The sequence below is a fragment of the Embleya sp. NPDC001921 genome, from assembly GCF_053594475.1.
This window is the reverse complement of sequence record NZ_JBSFEO010000035.1, coordinates 43,075-56,226: the sequence shown is the minus strand read 5'-3', so window position 1 is coordinate 56,226 and position 13,152 is coordinate 43,075. Positions and strand designations below refer to the sequence as shown.

Genomic DNA, 13,152 nt, shown 5'->3' with positions numbered 1-13,152 from the left:
TTCGCCATACGGACTGTCAGTCCGGATGGCTCTCGGGTAATATACGGACCGACAGTCCGATTGTTCAAGGAGGCCCCGTGTCGTCCCAGCCGGTCCACGAACGCGCCGATGCCACGCGCAACCGCCGTGCGATCCTGCGCGCCGTCGAGGACCTCCTGGCCGAACACGGCTTCGAGCACGTCTCGCTGGACAAAGTCGCGGCGGCGGCGGGCGTCGGCAAGGGCACGGTGTTCCGCCGCTTCGGCAACCGCACGGGCCTACTGCGCGCGCTGCTGGAGGAACGCGCCCGCCTGCTCAGCGAGGCGATCGTCACGGGCCCGCCGCCTCTGGGCCCGGAGGCTCCGGCCGACGTACGCCTGCCGGCCTTCCTCGACGCCCTCGCCGAACTCGCCGCCGGCAACATCGTCCTGCTGGCCGCCCACGAACGCGCCTGCGCCGAGGACAAGTACGCCGACCCCACCTACCTGCGCTGGCACGACCACATCACCGGCCTGCTCGCCGAATCCCATCCCGACCTGGACGTCGACTTCGTCGCCCACACCCTCCTGGGCATGTTCGACGCCGACCTGGTCCGCCACATCACCGACAACGGCGGCCCGGCCCGCCTCACCACATCGGTCCGCTCCCTCACCGCAGCCCTCCTACACCCGGCCACCCACGCCGCCCGGCCGGGTTAGGGCCGAGCCCGCCCAGCCCCGGCCCGCGTCGGCGCCCGGGCCACTCACCACGCGTCCCAATGCAGCACCTCCGAACTCGGTACTCGCGGGCCCCGCTTGAAGTCCGTTCCGATCGTGTGCGCCAGCGGAATCAGCGCCACGGGCATCACGTCGGCCGGCAGCCCGAGCAGTCGGGCGCCCTCGGGGCCGTAGAAAAGGTCGGGCGTGGTCCACGTCGTACCGAGCCCCCGGGCCCGCGCCGCAAGCATGAAGCTCCACACCGCGGGCAGCACCGAACCCCACGTCCGGGCCTGCTCCGGCACCCCGACCGCGTCCGTACGACCGGCGATGCACGGAATCACGTGCACCGGCACCTCGTGCAGGTGGTCGAACAGATAGCCCGCGCCCGCCATTACCCGCTGCATCGACCGCGGATTCGCCCACGCCCGCGCCGCATCCGCCGCCGGCACCGGCGTACCCGGCACCTCGCGCAGGCCCTTCCACACCAGGTCGGCCACGGCCTGCCGCCGCTCGGGGTCAGTGACGACGACGAAGCTCCAGCGCTGTCGGTTGCGACCATTCGGGGCCTGGAGCGCGAGTTCGACGCACTCCTCGATCAACCCCCGGTCAACCTCCCGCTCCAGATCCAGCCGAAACCGCACGGCCCTTGTGGTGCTGAGCAGTTCGTCGGGCGAGAGAGAAAGAACGGCCATGATCAAACTCCTTCGAGGGGGGAACCAACCTGCGCGGGAGAGCACTCCGCCCGCGAGTTGGCCACAGATGGTTCGGAGACGGACGAGTCGGGCGCAGATGCGCTGCGCGCAGACGAGTTGGGCGCAGATAAGTCGGACGCAGACGAGTTGGGCGCAGATGAGTCGGATCTAGATGCTTTGCACCCAGACGATTGGAACGTAGATACGTTAGTTACAGATGATTTGAGGTAAGACGAGTCGAATGCGGATGCCTTCAGCGCAGATATGCCGGACACAGATGCTTTGCAACCAGATGATTCGGGCGCAGACGAGTTGCGCCAAGACGAGTTGGACGCGGACGCATTGAGCGCAGACGAACTGAACGCCGAAGAGCTGGGCGCAAATGCGCTGCACCCAGGCGAGTTGGATGCACACGAGTCGGCGCAGATGCGCTGCGCGCAGACCAGTTGAGCGCAGACGGGTCCGACACAGACGCTTTACACCCAGACGCTTTGCGCCCAGACGATTCGGGCGCGGACGATTCGGGCGCAGACGAGTTGCGCTAGATGCGTTGCGCCCAGATGCGTTGCGCTAAGACGAGTTGAGTACAGACGGGTTGGATGCAGATGAGTTGGACACAGAATGATTCCATACAGATGATCTTGGCACAGATGATTGATGGAAAACGTATGCCTACAGATCGTCTTGCGTCAAACAATCTTTCGGCATGCGATAGCCTTGCGGCATGAAGAAGGCCGCTGCCGAGCACACCACCCAGGCCAAACCCCACTACTTCGCGCGGCTCGCCGAGGAGCGTGTGGACATCGCGTTGTGCCGCGCCGCCGCCGCGATGGCTCGCGCGGCCGACACGCACGCCGCGGGCCAAGAGGTGGGCGTAGGTCAGCACCTGGTCCTGAAGATGCTCGACGCCGTCGGGCCTAGTGCTCAGCAGGCGTTGGCCGAGGAACTGCGCATCGACCGCAGCGTCATGGTCGGCATCGTCGACTCGCTGCAAAAGGCCGGCCTGGTCCGCCGTGACCGCGACCCGGTCGACCGCCGCGCGTACGCCGTCACGATCACGGCCGCCGGCACCCGCGTACTCACCGACGCGGAGCGCGACATCCCCGACTTCCTCGACAGCAGCTTCTCCGCGCTGACCGCCGCCGAGCGCCGGCAACTGACCACCCTCCTCGGCAAACTCCTCGCGAAGTAGGACAACAAGTACCGGGAGGACCGGAAGGACCGGAAGGACCGGGAGGACCGGAAGGACCGGAAGGACCGGAAGGACCGGAAGGACCGGAAGGACCGGAAGGACCCGGAAGAGCCGGAAGAATCGGAAGGACGCCGATGGTCGGCAGGTTGCAGTGCGTCGTGTTGGACTGCCCGGACGTCCACGAACTCGCCCGGTTCTACGCGGCGCTGCTCGGTGGCGCCGTCGATCGACCCGATCCGCGGTGGGCGGTCGGCGCCGACTTCGCGACCGTTCATACCGAGGCCGGGCTCGTGTTGGCGTTTCAGCGCGTCGCCGACTACCGGCCGCCGCGGTGGCCCGACGCCGCGCATCCGCAGCAGTTCCACCTCGACGTGGACGTCCCGAACCTCGACGACGCGCACGAGCAGGTCCTCGGACTCGGCGCCGTGTTGCTCCGCATCGACCCTCGTGGCTGGCGGGTGTACGCCGATCCGGCGGGCCACTCCTTCTGTCTCCTCGGCCGATGACGACGAACCGCGCCGAGGACGAAGTGGGCACCGAGGCCGCCCTCGCGCCGCTCACTTCCGCCGACCTGCCCGACCTGCACGACTTCCTGGTCCGGGCCGACCTCACCCTCAGCGGCCTCGACGCGCCCACCGTGCGCCTGTGGTTGCTCCGGGACGCCGCCGGCATCGTGCGCGGCAGTACCGGGTTCGAGTTGTCCGCCGCCGGCGATCACGCGTTGATCCGCAGCGTCGCGGTGGATCAGGCCGCTCGGGGGCAGGGCCTGGGTCTCGATCTGGCCCGCTACGCGCTCGACCGGGTCGCCGTCGCGGGCGCTCGTCGGGCCTGGTTGTTCAGTCGTCGATCCGGGCCGTTCTGGCGGAAGTTGGGCTTCGAGCCGGCCGATAGAACCCGACTCGCGACCGTGCTGGCCGAGACCCACCAGGTCTGCCTGTTTCGCACCACCGGGCAACTCGACCGCGAGGTGGCCTGGTCCCGCGCGTTGAGCCTGGGGCATGCGCCCGCGCGCTGACGCCAAGCACACCCGAGCCCGCCCCCGAGCCCGCCCCCGATCCCGCCGGGCGCGACGCGGCGGGATAACGCGCTCGACCGGGCCGCCGGCGCCGGCACTCGTCGGGCCTGGCTGCTCAGTCGCCGACCGCGACCGTTGTGGCCGAAGTTGGGCTTCGAGCCCGCCACCCGAGCCCGCCACCCGAGCCCGACCCGCGACCGTACCGGCCGAGACCCATCGGGTCTGCCCGACCCATCAGGTCTGCCTGTTTCGCACCACCGGGCAACTCGACCGCGAGGTGGCCTGGTCCCGTGCGTTGGGCCCGGGGGTGTACCCCCACGCGCGATGACGCCAAGCACACCCGAGCCCGTCCCCCGATCCCGCCGGGCGCGACGCGGCGGGATCGGGAAGGACGGGCCCTGGCCCGGCCCGATGGATCGGGCCGACTGCGGGACGCGGGCGAATCGGACGTGCGCCCCGCAGAGTCACTCGGACATTTGATCACCCAGGCGTCCAACCACGCGATCTGGTGACCCCTCGTCGCCTCGATCCCGTCGATCACGTGGCTACGTGCGCACCGCGTCCGGAGCCCTCATGATCCACGGGCAAAGGCTTGATTTTGCCCGTCGAACTGTCATGCGACCTCCGAGATTCCTATAGCTACGGCAAAGAATGCAATTTCCGGAAGCTCTCCATCCGCTTGGCGAGCAACGACTATCCGGATTCATCATCACAAAAAGCACCATCAACCCCCGCGCACATCCGGCCACATGCGCACGTGACCCCACCCCACCCCGCCCGACGCCACGTACCGCCACGCGGCCCCCACCCCACCCGACCGCGCACACGCCCACGCCCACCCACGGCAACAAGACCGCCCGGCCCCCGACTCACCCTCCCTCCCCGTACAGCCGGGCCAACGCCGTCACCGCCGTCCGCATCCCGACCCGCAGTTCCGCCGGTTCGAGCGCCTCCACCTCGCCGCCGAACGGCAGCAGCGCCGTGATCGCCTGCTCGACCGACTCGATCGGGACGACCACCTCCACCCAGCCGTCCGCGTCGGGCCGGGTCGCGCTCGCCCGGGCCGCGTGCACCACGGCCGGTTCCAGCAGGTGGGTCAGCCGGTCCATCGCGATCGGCGACATCCGTACGGTCGCCGACGCGCGGAGCCGGCGGCGGTCGAACCGGTCCAGGTAGTCCTGCCAATGCGCCGCCAAGGCGAACCCGGCCGGCCGCTCGAACGATTCCGATCGCACCTCGACATCCAGGATCCGGGACACCCGGTACGTACGGATCGCCTCCCGCGCCCCGACGCCGTGCGGGCCGCCACCCTCGGCCGACTCCGCGTGTGCGGCGACCAGGTACCAGGCGCCCGCCTTGAGCACCACGCCGTACGGATCGACCACCCGCGTGGTCTCGCTCGGCTCGGCCCAGCGGAGATAGCGGATCCACAACCGCCGGCGGTTCCACACCGCGTCCGCGACCTCGGCCAGGTGCGGCGTGGGATCGGCGGCGCCGTACCAGGACGGCGCGTCGAGATGGAAGCACTCGGCGATCCACCCGGCACGATCGCGCAGTTCGGCGGGGAGCGCCGCCATCAGCTTGAGATGCGCGGCGGTCAGCACCGAGCCCAGACCCAGGTCGGCGGCGGCGGTCGGCAGGCCGGTGAGGAACAGCGACTCGGCCTCGCCGGTGGTGAGCCCGGTCAGTCGGGTGCGGAAGCCGTCGAGCAGTTCGTACCCGCCGCGATGGCCCGGATCCGCGTACAACGGCACCCCGGCCGCGCTCAGCGACTCCATGTCCCGGTAGATCGTGCGCACCGAGACCTCCAGGGTGTCGGCGATCTCCCGAGCCGTGACCCGACCCCGGGTCTGCAACAACAACAGGATGGAGACCAGCCGACTCGCCCGCATGCGCGCAGTCTGCCGAACTCCACTGACATACCGTGTCAGTGGAGTCCGCCTACGGTCCGACCATGAACGCGACCCACCCCACCGACATCGCCTCGGCCCCCACCCCCGCGCCCGGCACCGGCGCCGCCGCCACCGCCACGGACGAGGCCCTCGCCCCCCTCGACACCGACACCGACACCGACCTCGACACCGACGGAGACACCGACCTCGACGCCGACATCGACATCGACATCGACGAGTTCGTCGACCGCTACGTAGCCGTGTGGAACGAACCGGACCCGGCCGCCCGGCGAGCCGCCGTGGTGGCGCTGTGGGCACCGGACGGAGTCGAGACCATCGAGTCCGGGCGGTACGTCGGGCACGAGGCGCTGCTGGCTCGGGTCACCGAGGCGTACGAGCAGTTGGTCGCCGAGGGCGGGTTCGTCTTCCGCTCCGCCGAGGACGCGGTCGGCCACAACGGCACGATCACCTTCACGACGTACATGCTCCCGGCGGCCGGCGGTGATGTCGCGTGGACCGGGCGCATGGTGGTCCGACTCGGCCCGGACGGCCGGATCCGGCACGACCGGCAGTTCACCGTGCCGACCGATCCGACGCCCGGCACCGGCGCCGTGGTCGCGGAGTTCGTCCGCCGGGTGGGCTCGGGCGATCCGGACCGAATCGCCGAACTGTTCGCCGACCGGGTGGACTGGCTGCTCGACTGGCCGGCCGAGGGCCACCCGGCGACGCCGTGGATCCGGTCGCGCTCGACCCGGGCCGACGTCGCCGCGCACTTTCGCGAACTGGCCGCCGCGCACACCGACGACCACGACGCGGACGCCGACGCGGACGCCGGCGGCCCCACCGCCGGGCCCGACCTGCGGATCCTGCTCGACGGGCCCGAGGCGGTCCTGCTCACCGAGATCCGCCGCACCGCCGCGCCCACCGGAACGGCCTACCGGGCCATGTGCGCGGTCCACGTCACCGTCGAAGCGGGCCTGATCAACCGCTATCACGTATACGAGGACAGCCTCACCGTGGCCCGCGCCCACACCACCGGCAACCGACCGACCGACGCCCCGACGCCGATGCCCTGACGCCCTGACGCTCTGACCCCCTGACAACCCGCACGGTCGGCGGCACTCACACCGCGCCCTCCCCCGCGACGCCCGACGCCCGACCCCCGGCACGCGCCGTCCGCCACGCACCACCCCGCCACGCGCCGTCCCGCCACGCACCCCGCCGCCCGACCGGCCGGGATCCCCGTACAGGACCCAACCCTTGAGCCGGACCCTGGCCCTCCAGCATCTCCCCCAACAACGCCGTGGCCCGTGACCAGGCATCCGCCGCAGCCGCCGGACGGTACGTGTCGCGCTCCGGGCAGCAGAAGCCGTGCGGCGTGTCCGGGTACACCACGAACTCGTGCCGCACGCCCGACTCGGCCAGCCGGCTCGCGATCGACTCCCGCTGGTCGGCCGTGTACAGGTGGTCGTCCGCGCCGATCAGCACCAGTACCGAGGTGTCGTGCCGGGCCGTCAGCGGAGTCAGCTCCACCGTCGGCTCCGGGCGCCCCAACGCGATCTCGCCGCCGGTCAGCCAACCCGGATAGAACACGACCAGCGCCGCCAACGGCACCTGCGTCGCCGCGTAGTAGGCGATGTGCCCACCCGCGCTCAGCCCCAGCATCGCGGTCGGCACGGCGTCGCCGAACCGTCGGCCCAACTCCGCGATGGCCGCGGTGACATCGTCACGCACGCCGTCTCGGGTCAACCCGCCGACCAGTTCGAGCCCCCGAGCCCGACCGTCGGGGTCGGCGGGCAACTCGATCCGGTGGCCCGCCCGATGGTAGAAGTCCGGTACCAGGGCTCGAAAGCCGAGTCCCGCGAGCGTGTCGGCGACACCCCGCACATAGCCGGTGACGCCGAACATCTCGAACCCCACGAGCACGTTCGGACGCGGTCCGGGTGCGCTCGGCCGGGCCAGGTACCCCGACATCGGCGCCGCCGCGTCGGGTACGTCGATCTCGATCCACTCGGTGACGATTTTGCTCATGCCGGCGACCGTAGATCCGTTCCACTCCGGCATCCATGCGTCGTCTTTACTGGTAACACCGGTACCAGGATCCATCCGCCCCGGGACCCATACCGAACCGACCCGACGTCGAGCCCACCCCCGAAGCGGCATCGACCCCAACCCGCCACCGCCACCAACCCCGACCCTGCCCCGACCCCGACCGAAGCTTTATCAAGGAACCCCCCAGGATGCCCGCGACGCCGGACCGCCACCCCGCTCCAGAGCACCCCGCGCCCAATCGCCGCGCTCCCGACCGCCCCACCCGCGAGTTCGCCGACTTCCTGCGCTCGCGCCGCGCTCGGCTGCGACCGGCCGACGTCGGTCTGCCGCCGGGTACCCGCCGCCGCACCGGCGGCCTGCGCCGTGAGGAGGTCGCGGGCCTCGCGGCGATCTCGACCACGTACTACACGTTCCTCGAACAGGGCCGCGACGTACATCCCTCCCGCCAGGTCCTGGACGCGCTCGGCGCCGCGCTGCGGCTGGACCCGGCCGAGCACGCCCACCTGATCCGGCTCGCCCACGGCGTACCAGCGACCGCCCGCGCCGACGGCCCCGACGGGCTCGAAGAGGTTCTCGACCCCGCGGTGGCGGCGCTGGTCGACCGCCTCGACCCGCATCCGACCTACGTCACCGGCCGCCGCTTCGACGTGCTCGCCGCCAACGGCGCGGCCCGCGTCCTGTGGGCCGACTGGCCGCGCCTGCCGCCCGAGGAACGCAACATCGTGTGGTGGACCCTGGTCGCCCCCGAAGCCCGCACCCGCCTCGTCGACTGGGAGAGCGAGGCCGCCGGCGCCCTGGCCCGCTTCCGGACCGCCGCCGACCGCCGTCCGGGTGATCCGGCCTTCGCGGACCTGATCCGTCGCCTGCGCGCCGCCGGTCCGGAGGCGGACGCGTGGTGGTCCCGACACGACGTGCGCGACCTGTCCTCCGGCCGAAAGCGCCTGTACCACCCGAGGTTGGGCCGCCTCGACCTGACCCACGTGGTCCTGCGGGTCGCCGACGACCCGGAGCAGAAACTCGTCACCTTCACCGCCGACCCACAGCACCAGGCCCGGATCACCGAGCTCGTCCACGAGACCGAACTCGTCCGCGAGGCCGAGCGCGTCCGCGAGACCGAGCGCAGAGCGCAGAACGCCGACGACACGCGCTGACCGAGCCGACAGTCGGCACCGGCACCGGCACCGGCCTCGTCACTCACGTGGGTGACAAGGCCCGCCACTCGTCACCCACGTAGGTGACAAGCCCCGCCCCCGACCCGCCCAATCAGCACCGCCCCACCGCGCACGCCCACCCCCTACGCCCCGAACACCCGCTCACCCCCCACGAACGTCTCCACCACCCGCGTAGCCCCGATCTCACTCTCCGGCGCCGCGAACGGATCGCGGTCGAGCACCACCAGGTCCGCGTGGTTGCCCACCACGATGCTTCCGGTGTCGTCCAGGTGGTTCACGTACGCGCTGCCCGCCGTGTACGCCGCCAGCGCCGTGTGCAGGTCGAGCCGCTGCTCCGGGAAGAACGCCGGCGAATCCGACCCGTGGATCCGCCGGTTCACCGCGACGTGGATGCCCTGGATCGGATCCGGGCTGGACACCGGCCAGTCGCTGCCCGCGACCAACGTCGCACCGCTGCGCGCCAGTTCGCCGAACGGGTACTGCCATGCGGCCCGCTCCGCGCCCAGGAAGGGGATGGTCAGCGTGTCCATCTGCGGCTCGTGCGCGGCCCACAGCGCCTGCATGTTCGCACTCGCGCCGAGTTCGCGGAAGCGGCCGATGTCCGCCGGGTGCACCACCTGGAGGTGGGCCAGGTGCGGCCGGGTGTCCTTCCACCCGTTCGCCGCGCGCATCGCGGCCACCGCGTCCAGCGCCTCGCGGACCGCACGGTCGCCCAGCGCGTGGAAGTGCACCTGGAAGTCGTGCGCGTCCAGCGCCGTGACGTACCGGCGCAGCGCCTGCGGCTCGATGAAGCTGATCCCGCTGTTGTCGGACGCGCATCCGCACGCCGTCAGGTACGGGCTGAGCATCGCGGCGGTGAAGTTCTCCGCGACGCCGTCCTGCATGATCTTGACGGTCGTACACGACAACCGCCCCCGCGTACCCGCCTCGCGTCGGGCCAGCAGGTCCTCGATCTGCTCGATCCCGCGGTCCCGCTGCCACCACAGCGAGCCGACCACACGCGCGGTCAACTGCCCTCGGTCCGCCGCCGTCAGGTACGCGGCGCTCGCGTCGGTGATGTTGGCGTGCGCGCCGAGCAGCGCGTCCTGCCACGCCGTGACGCCGAGCGAGTGCAACAACCGCTGGGCCCGGAGCAGGCCGGCCACCTGGTCCTCGGCGGTGAGCAAGGGAAGCAGCCGGCCGACCAGGTCCGCCGCGCCCTCCTGGAGCACACCGGTCGGCTCGCCGTCCGCGTCGCGCTCGATCCGGCCGTCGGCCGGGTCCGGGGTGTCCCGGGTGATGCCCGCCAGGCGCAGCGCCAGGCTGTTGGCCCACGCGCCGTGGTGGTCCCGGTTGGGCAGGAACACCGGTCGGTCGGAGACCAGTTCGTCCAGCATCGACCGGTGCGGCAGGCCGCCCGGGAAGGCCTCCATCGACCAGCCGCCGCCGGTGATCCACTCCGGATCCGGGTGGGCGTCGGCGTAGGCCCGCACGGCCTGCCGGTATTCGGCGAGCGTCTCGTGCTCGGACAGGTCGCACTGACCCATCTCCACGCCGCCGCCCACCGGGTGCACGTGTGCGTCCTGGAAGCCCGGGATCAGCAGCTTCCCCGCGAGGTCGACGACCTCCGTACGGGCGCCGATCAAGGCGCGCACCTCGTCGTGCCCGACCGCGACGATCCGCCCGTCGCGCACGGCCACCGAGCTCGCCCGACTGCGCGCGGCGTCGACCGTGTACACCGCGCCGCCGGTGAAGACCACGTCCGCGCCGGCGGAGACGGGAGCGGACACCGCGGTCGAAACAGCGGCGGGCACCACGGCGGAGACAGCGGCGGGCACCGCGGTCGAAACCGCCGCGGGCACCGTCGTGGAGGTGTGAACGGTGTGAACGGTGTGCTGCTCGGTGGTGCTCATGCGTTTTCCTTGGACTTGAAGGCGTCGAAGTCGGCGGCGTCGTTGTAGCGGTCCATCGGCAGTTCGATCGAGTCGCCGTCGGTGCCCCGACCGGTCTCGAAGTAGGCCGACTTGCGCACGTACTTGGCGTAGGCGGCGAACCCCAGGCCGGTGAGGATCACCACCGTCGGCACGGAGAACATGAACCAGCCGTTGTCGGGGCTGAGTTCGAAGCTGTCGCTCATGGTCAGGTAGTCGTAGGCGAGGTACGCGCCGACGCCCAGCAGCGCGCATCCGCTCACCCCGGGGATGACCACGGCGCGCACCGCCTCGCGCCGGTCGGTGCGCAGCGTCGGCCGGAACCGCACCGCGCAGGCGATCGCGGTCAGGCCGTAGTAGAACGCCACGATCAGGCCGATCGAGTTGACCGCGGCCAGGATCATGTCGTTGAGCTTGGGGATGCCGATCGCCAGTACGGCGGTGCCGGCGGCGATCGCCATGATCAGCACCGTGCCGATCGCGGGCGATCCGAAGGTCGGGTGGATCCGGGTCCACACCTTGCCGAGCGTCTGGTCGCGGCCCATCGCGAGCATGCCGCGCGCGGTGGGGATGACGCCGGACTGCAACGACGCGATCGCGGAGAAGATCAGCGCGAGCAGCGGCAGGCTCGCCCACGGGTCGGCGGCCAGGTGGGCGCCCAGGAAGGTCAGTCCCTGCGGCCCGTTCTCGGCCAGTTCCGGGGCGGTCATCACCCGTTGGAAGGCGATCGCGCCGAGCAGGAACATGCCGAGCATCACGAACAGCGCGATCAGCCCGCCTCGGGCCGAGTCCTCGGGGTTCTTCGTCTCCTCCGTGACGCTGAACGCCGCGTCCCAGCCCCAGAAGAAGAACACCGCGAGCACCAGGCCCTGGGCGAAGTCCGAGGCCGAGTCGATCTCGAACGGGTTGAACCACGAGAACGAGAACGGCTGGTCACCGGAGGCGATCGCCCAGACGCAGAAGACCAGCAGCACCGCGTACTCGAAGACGAGCAGGAAGGTCTGCAGCCGGGTGGCCTGGTGCACGCCGGTGATCGCGAGCACGGTGACCACCACCAGGACGATCAGGCCCAGGACGGTACTGAGCTTGGTCGAGTTCGGATCCAGGGCCAGCCCCGCGAACTCGTGCCAACCGGCCTTGTTGGCGAATTGGAGCAGCACCGAGCCGGTGATCGCGCTGGTGTAGGCGAGGAAGATGATCGATCCGGCGAGGGCGACCCAGCCGGTGAGGAAGCCGGACCACGGGCCGATCGACTTGCCGACCCAGACGTAGCCGCTGCCGCAGTTCGGCTCGACCCGGTTGAGTCGGGCGTACGCTCCGGCGATGCCGAGCATCGGCAGGAAGGCGATCAGGATGATCGCCGGCGTGGCCAACCCGACGGTGGCGGCCAGGCTGCCCATGCCGACGCCGATGCTGGTGGTGGCCGCCGTACTGGACGCGGCCACCGCGATGCCGTCGACGACACCGAGCGACTTGCGCAGCGCGGGCGGTTGATCGTCCCGTGGCAGGTTCGTGGACATCGGCGCTCCCAGGGAGGCTAAAGCGGACAGGGGGTGGACGCCGATGAAACAGCCTGCGTCAGAATTACGTCAATGGTGTTGACATAAGGTGTGGCGCAGACACGCCGGCACGCGGGACTTCGGCGGGCAGGCAGTGGCGGGCAGCGGGACAGCGGGACAAGCTTCGGAGGATCGTGTGGACGGTGTGGACGGTGTGGACGGTGTGGACGGTGTAGACGGCCCGGACGGCCTGGACGGCCCGGACAGTGCGAACCGGGTCGATCGCGCGGACCCCGCGGACCGCGCCGCCCGCGTGGTGGGTGAACGTCGCCGACGCAGGCCGACCAAGTCGGGCAGCGTTTTGTCCGAGGATGTCATTGTCGATTGTGCGGTACGCCTGATCGGACACCACGGTGCGCAGGCGCTGACGGTGCGCAAGCTCGGTGCCGCGCTCGGGTGTGACCCCACCGCCATCTACCGATACTTCCGCGGCACCGACGACCTGCTGCTCGCGATCGCCGACTTCCTGATCGGCGAGACGCTGGCCGGCTATCGGCCGGGCCCGGACTGGGTGGCCTCGCTGCGCGAGCTGGGCCTGCGGGTCCGCGACGGCTACCTGCGGCACCCGCGCGTGGCCGCGGTCGCGGCGTCCCGGGTGACCCGGCGACACAACGAGTTCCGGGCCGTGGAGATCGGCGTGGCCCTGCTGCTCTCGGCGGGCTTCTCCCCCGCCGACGCGGTGCGCTACTACCGGGTGTTCATCGACACCGTGCTCGCGCACGCGGCCCTGGAGGCGTCCTTCGCCGCGCTCGCGCCGGAGGTGCGCGAGGCCGACGACCGCTCCTGGGAGGAGACGTACAACAGGTTGTCCGGCGCGGATTATCCGGCCATCGGTACGGTCCGCCGGCACCTGGCCCAGGGAATGTCGGGCAGCCCCTTCGAGGATGTGCTCGACCTGCTGCTGGAATCGCTCGCCCGACGGGTGTGAAAGCGGTCGGACACAGCGTCACCGATCGCCACGATCGGTGCCGTGACGAACATTTGACGCTAC

Annotated in this window: 12 protein-coding genes and 1 pseudogene; 8 read left to right on the top strand and 5 right to left on the bottom strand. The window is 70.8% G+C overall.

Features of this window, described 5'->3' with window-relative positions; genetic code table 11:
- The first annotated feature begins 77 nt into the window (after positions 1-77).
- A complete protein-coding gene (locus ACWCPW_RS33865; protein WP_449765385.1) occupies positions 78-677 on the top strand; it encodes a TetR/AcrR family transcriptional regulator in 600 nt (199 codons plus the stop codon).
- 44 nt (positions 678-721) lie between these two features.
- Here the strand turns inward: ACWCPW_RS33865 and ACWCPW_RS33860 are convergent, their stop codons facing one another.
- The gene (locus ACWCPW_RS33860; protein WP_449765384.1) at positions 722-1,369 is read right to left on the bottom strand and encodes a nitroreductase family protein; all 648 of its coding nucleotides are present in this window, start codon (positions 1,367-1,369) and stop codon (positions 722-724) included.
- A gap of 724 nt (positions 1,370-2,093) precedes the next feature.
- On the opposite strand from ACWCPW_RS33860, the gene ACWCPW_RS33855 reads away from it, so the two are divergent.
- The 3 genes from ACWCPW_RS33855 to ACWCPW_RS33845 all read left to right on the top strand — a co-directional run bounded on the left by ACWCPW_RS33855 (position 2,094) and on the right by ACWCPW_RS33845 (position 3,576).
- Positions 2,094-2,561 (top strand): MarR family winged helix-turn-helix transcriptional regulator, encoded by a 468-nt coding sequence (locus ACWCPW_RS33855; protein ID WP_449765383.1) that lies wholly within the window; start codon positions 2,094-2,096, stop codon positions 2,559-2,561.
- Positions 2,562-2,695: 134 nt separating this feature from the next.
- Positions 2,696-3,067, top strand: a complete 372-nt coding sequence (locus tag ACWCPW_RS33850) for a VOC family protein (protein ID WP_449765382.1) — start codon at positions 2,696-2,698, stop codon at positions 3,065-3,067.
- The gene (locus ACWCPW_RS33845) at positions 3,064-3,576 is read left to right on the top strand and encodes a GNAT family N-acetyltransferase (protein WP_449765381.1); all 513 of its coding nucleotides are present in this window, start codon (positions 3,064-3,066) and stop codon (positions 3,574-3,576) included. The genes ACWCPW_RS33850 and ACWCPW_RS33845 overlap by 4 nt, the downstream gene beginning before the upstream one ends.
- 869 nt (positions 3,577-4,445) lie before the next feature.
- Here the strand turns inward: ACWCPW_RS33845 and ACWCPW_RS33840 are convergent.
- Positions 4,446-5,468, bottom strand: coding sequence for a helix-turn-helix transcriptional regulator (locus tag ACWCPW_RS33840; RefSeq protein ID WP_449765380.1), 1,023 nt, complete (start codon positions 5,466-5,468; stop codon positions 4,446-4,448).
- 62 nt (positions 5,469-5,530) lie between these two features.
- Between ACWCPW_RS33840 and ACWCPW_RS33835 the strand changes: the two are divergent.
- A pseudogene (locus tag ACWCPW_RS33835) lies at positions 5,531-6,016 on the top strand (hypothetical protein); the annotation flags it as partial.
- A gap of 30 nt (positions 6,017-6,046) precedes the next feature.
- On the top strand, positions 6,047-6,544 hold the full coding sequence (locus tag ACWCPW_RS33830) for a nuclear transport factor 2 family protein (protein WP_449765464.1): 498 nt from the start codon (positions 6,047-6,049) through the stop codon (positions 6,542-6,544).
- Between the two features lie 46 nt (positions 6,545-6,590).
- Here ACWCPW_RS33830 and ACWCPW_RS33825 read toward each other — a convergent pair whose 3' ends face one another.
- Positions 6,591-7,499, bottom strand: coding sequence for a dienelactone hydrolase family protein (locus tag ACWCPW_RS33825; protein ID WP_449765379.1), 909 nt, complete (start codon positions 7,497-7,499; stop codon positions 6,591-6,593).
- A 209-nt stretch (positions 7,500-7,708) separates the two neighbouring features.
- Between ACWCPW_RS33825 and ACWCPW_RS33820 the strand changes: the two genes are divergently transcribed.
- The gene (locus ACWCPW_RS33820; RefSeq protein WP_449765378.1) at positions 7,709-8,671 is read left to right on the top strand and encodes a helix-turn-helix transcriptional regulator; all 963 of its coding nucleotides are present in this window, start codon (positions 7,709-7,711) and stop codon (positions 8,669-8,671) included.
- A gap of 143 nt (positions 8,672-8,814) precedes the next feature.
- On the opposite strand, the gene ACWCPW_RS33815 is transcribed toward ACWCPW_RS33820, so the two are convergent.
- Both ACWCPW_RS33815 and ACWCPW_RS33810 read right to left on the bottom strand, forming a co-directional pair.
- Complete coding sequence (locus tag ACWCPW_RS33815) at positions 8,815-10,584, bottom strand: amidohydrolase (RefSeq protein ID WP_449765377.1); 1,770 nt, start codon at positions 10,582-10,584, stop codon at positions 8,815-8,817.
- Positions 10,581-12,122: an APC family permease gene (locus ACWCPW_RS33810; RefSeq protein WP_449765376.1), complete on the bottom strand. Its 1,542-nt coding sequence runs from the start codon at positions 12,120-12,122 to the stop codon at positions 10,581-10,583. The genes ACWCPW_RS33815 and ACWCPW_RS33810 overlap by 4 nt, the downstream gene beginning before the upstream one ends.
- Positions 12,123-12,351: 229 nt before the next feature.
- Between ACWCPW_RS33810 and ACWCPW_RS33805 the strand changes: the two genes are divergently transcribed.
- Complete coding sequence (locus ACWCPW_RS33805) at positions 12,352-13,089, top strand: TetR/AcrR family transcriptional regulator (RefSeq protein WP_449765463.1); 738 nt, start codon at positions 12,352-12,354, stop codon at positions 13,087-13,089.
- Positions 13,090-13,152: the final 63 nt, after the last annotated feature.

Coding starts and splice junctions, on each gene's coding strand:
- ACWCPW_RS33860 (WP_449765384.1), bottom strand. CDS start 1,369: ATGGCCGTTCTTTCTCTCTCGCCCGACGAACTGCTCAGCACCACAAGG.
- ACWCPW_RS33855 (WP_449765383.1), top strand. CDS start 2,094: ATGAAGAAGGCCGCTGCCGAGCACACCACCCAGGCCAAACCCCACTAC.
- ACWCPW_RS33850 (WP_449765382.1), top strand. CDS start 2,696: ATGGTCGGCAGGTTGCAGTGCGTCGTGTTGGACTGCCCGGACGTCCAC.
- ACWCPW_RS33845 (WP_449765381.1), top strand. CDS start 3,064: ATGACGACGAACCGCGCCGAGGACGAAGTGGGCACCGAGGCCGCCCTC.
- ACWCPW_RS33840 (WP_449765380.1), bottom strand. CDS start 5,468: ATGCGGGCGAGTCGGCTGGTCTCCATCCTGTTGTTGTTGCAGACCCGG.
- ACWCPW_RS33825 (WP_449765379.1), bottom strand. CDS start 7,499: ATGAGCAAAATCGTCACCGAGTGGATCGAGATCGACGTACCCGACGCG.
- ACWCPW_RS33820 (WP_449765378.1), top strand. CDS start 7,709: ATGCCCGCGACGCCGGACCGCCACCCCGCTCCAGAGCACCCCGCGCCC.
- ACWCPW_RS33815 (WP_449765377.1), bottom strand. CDS start 10,584: ATGAGCACCACCGAGCAGCACACCGTTCACACCGTTCACACCTCCACG.
- ACWCPW_RS33810 (WP_449765376.1), bottom strand. CDS start 12,122: ATGTCCACGAACCTGCCACGGGACGATCAACCGCCCGCGCTGCGCAAG.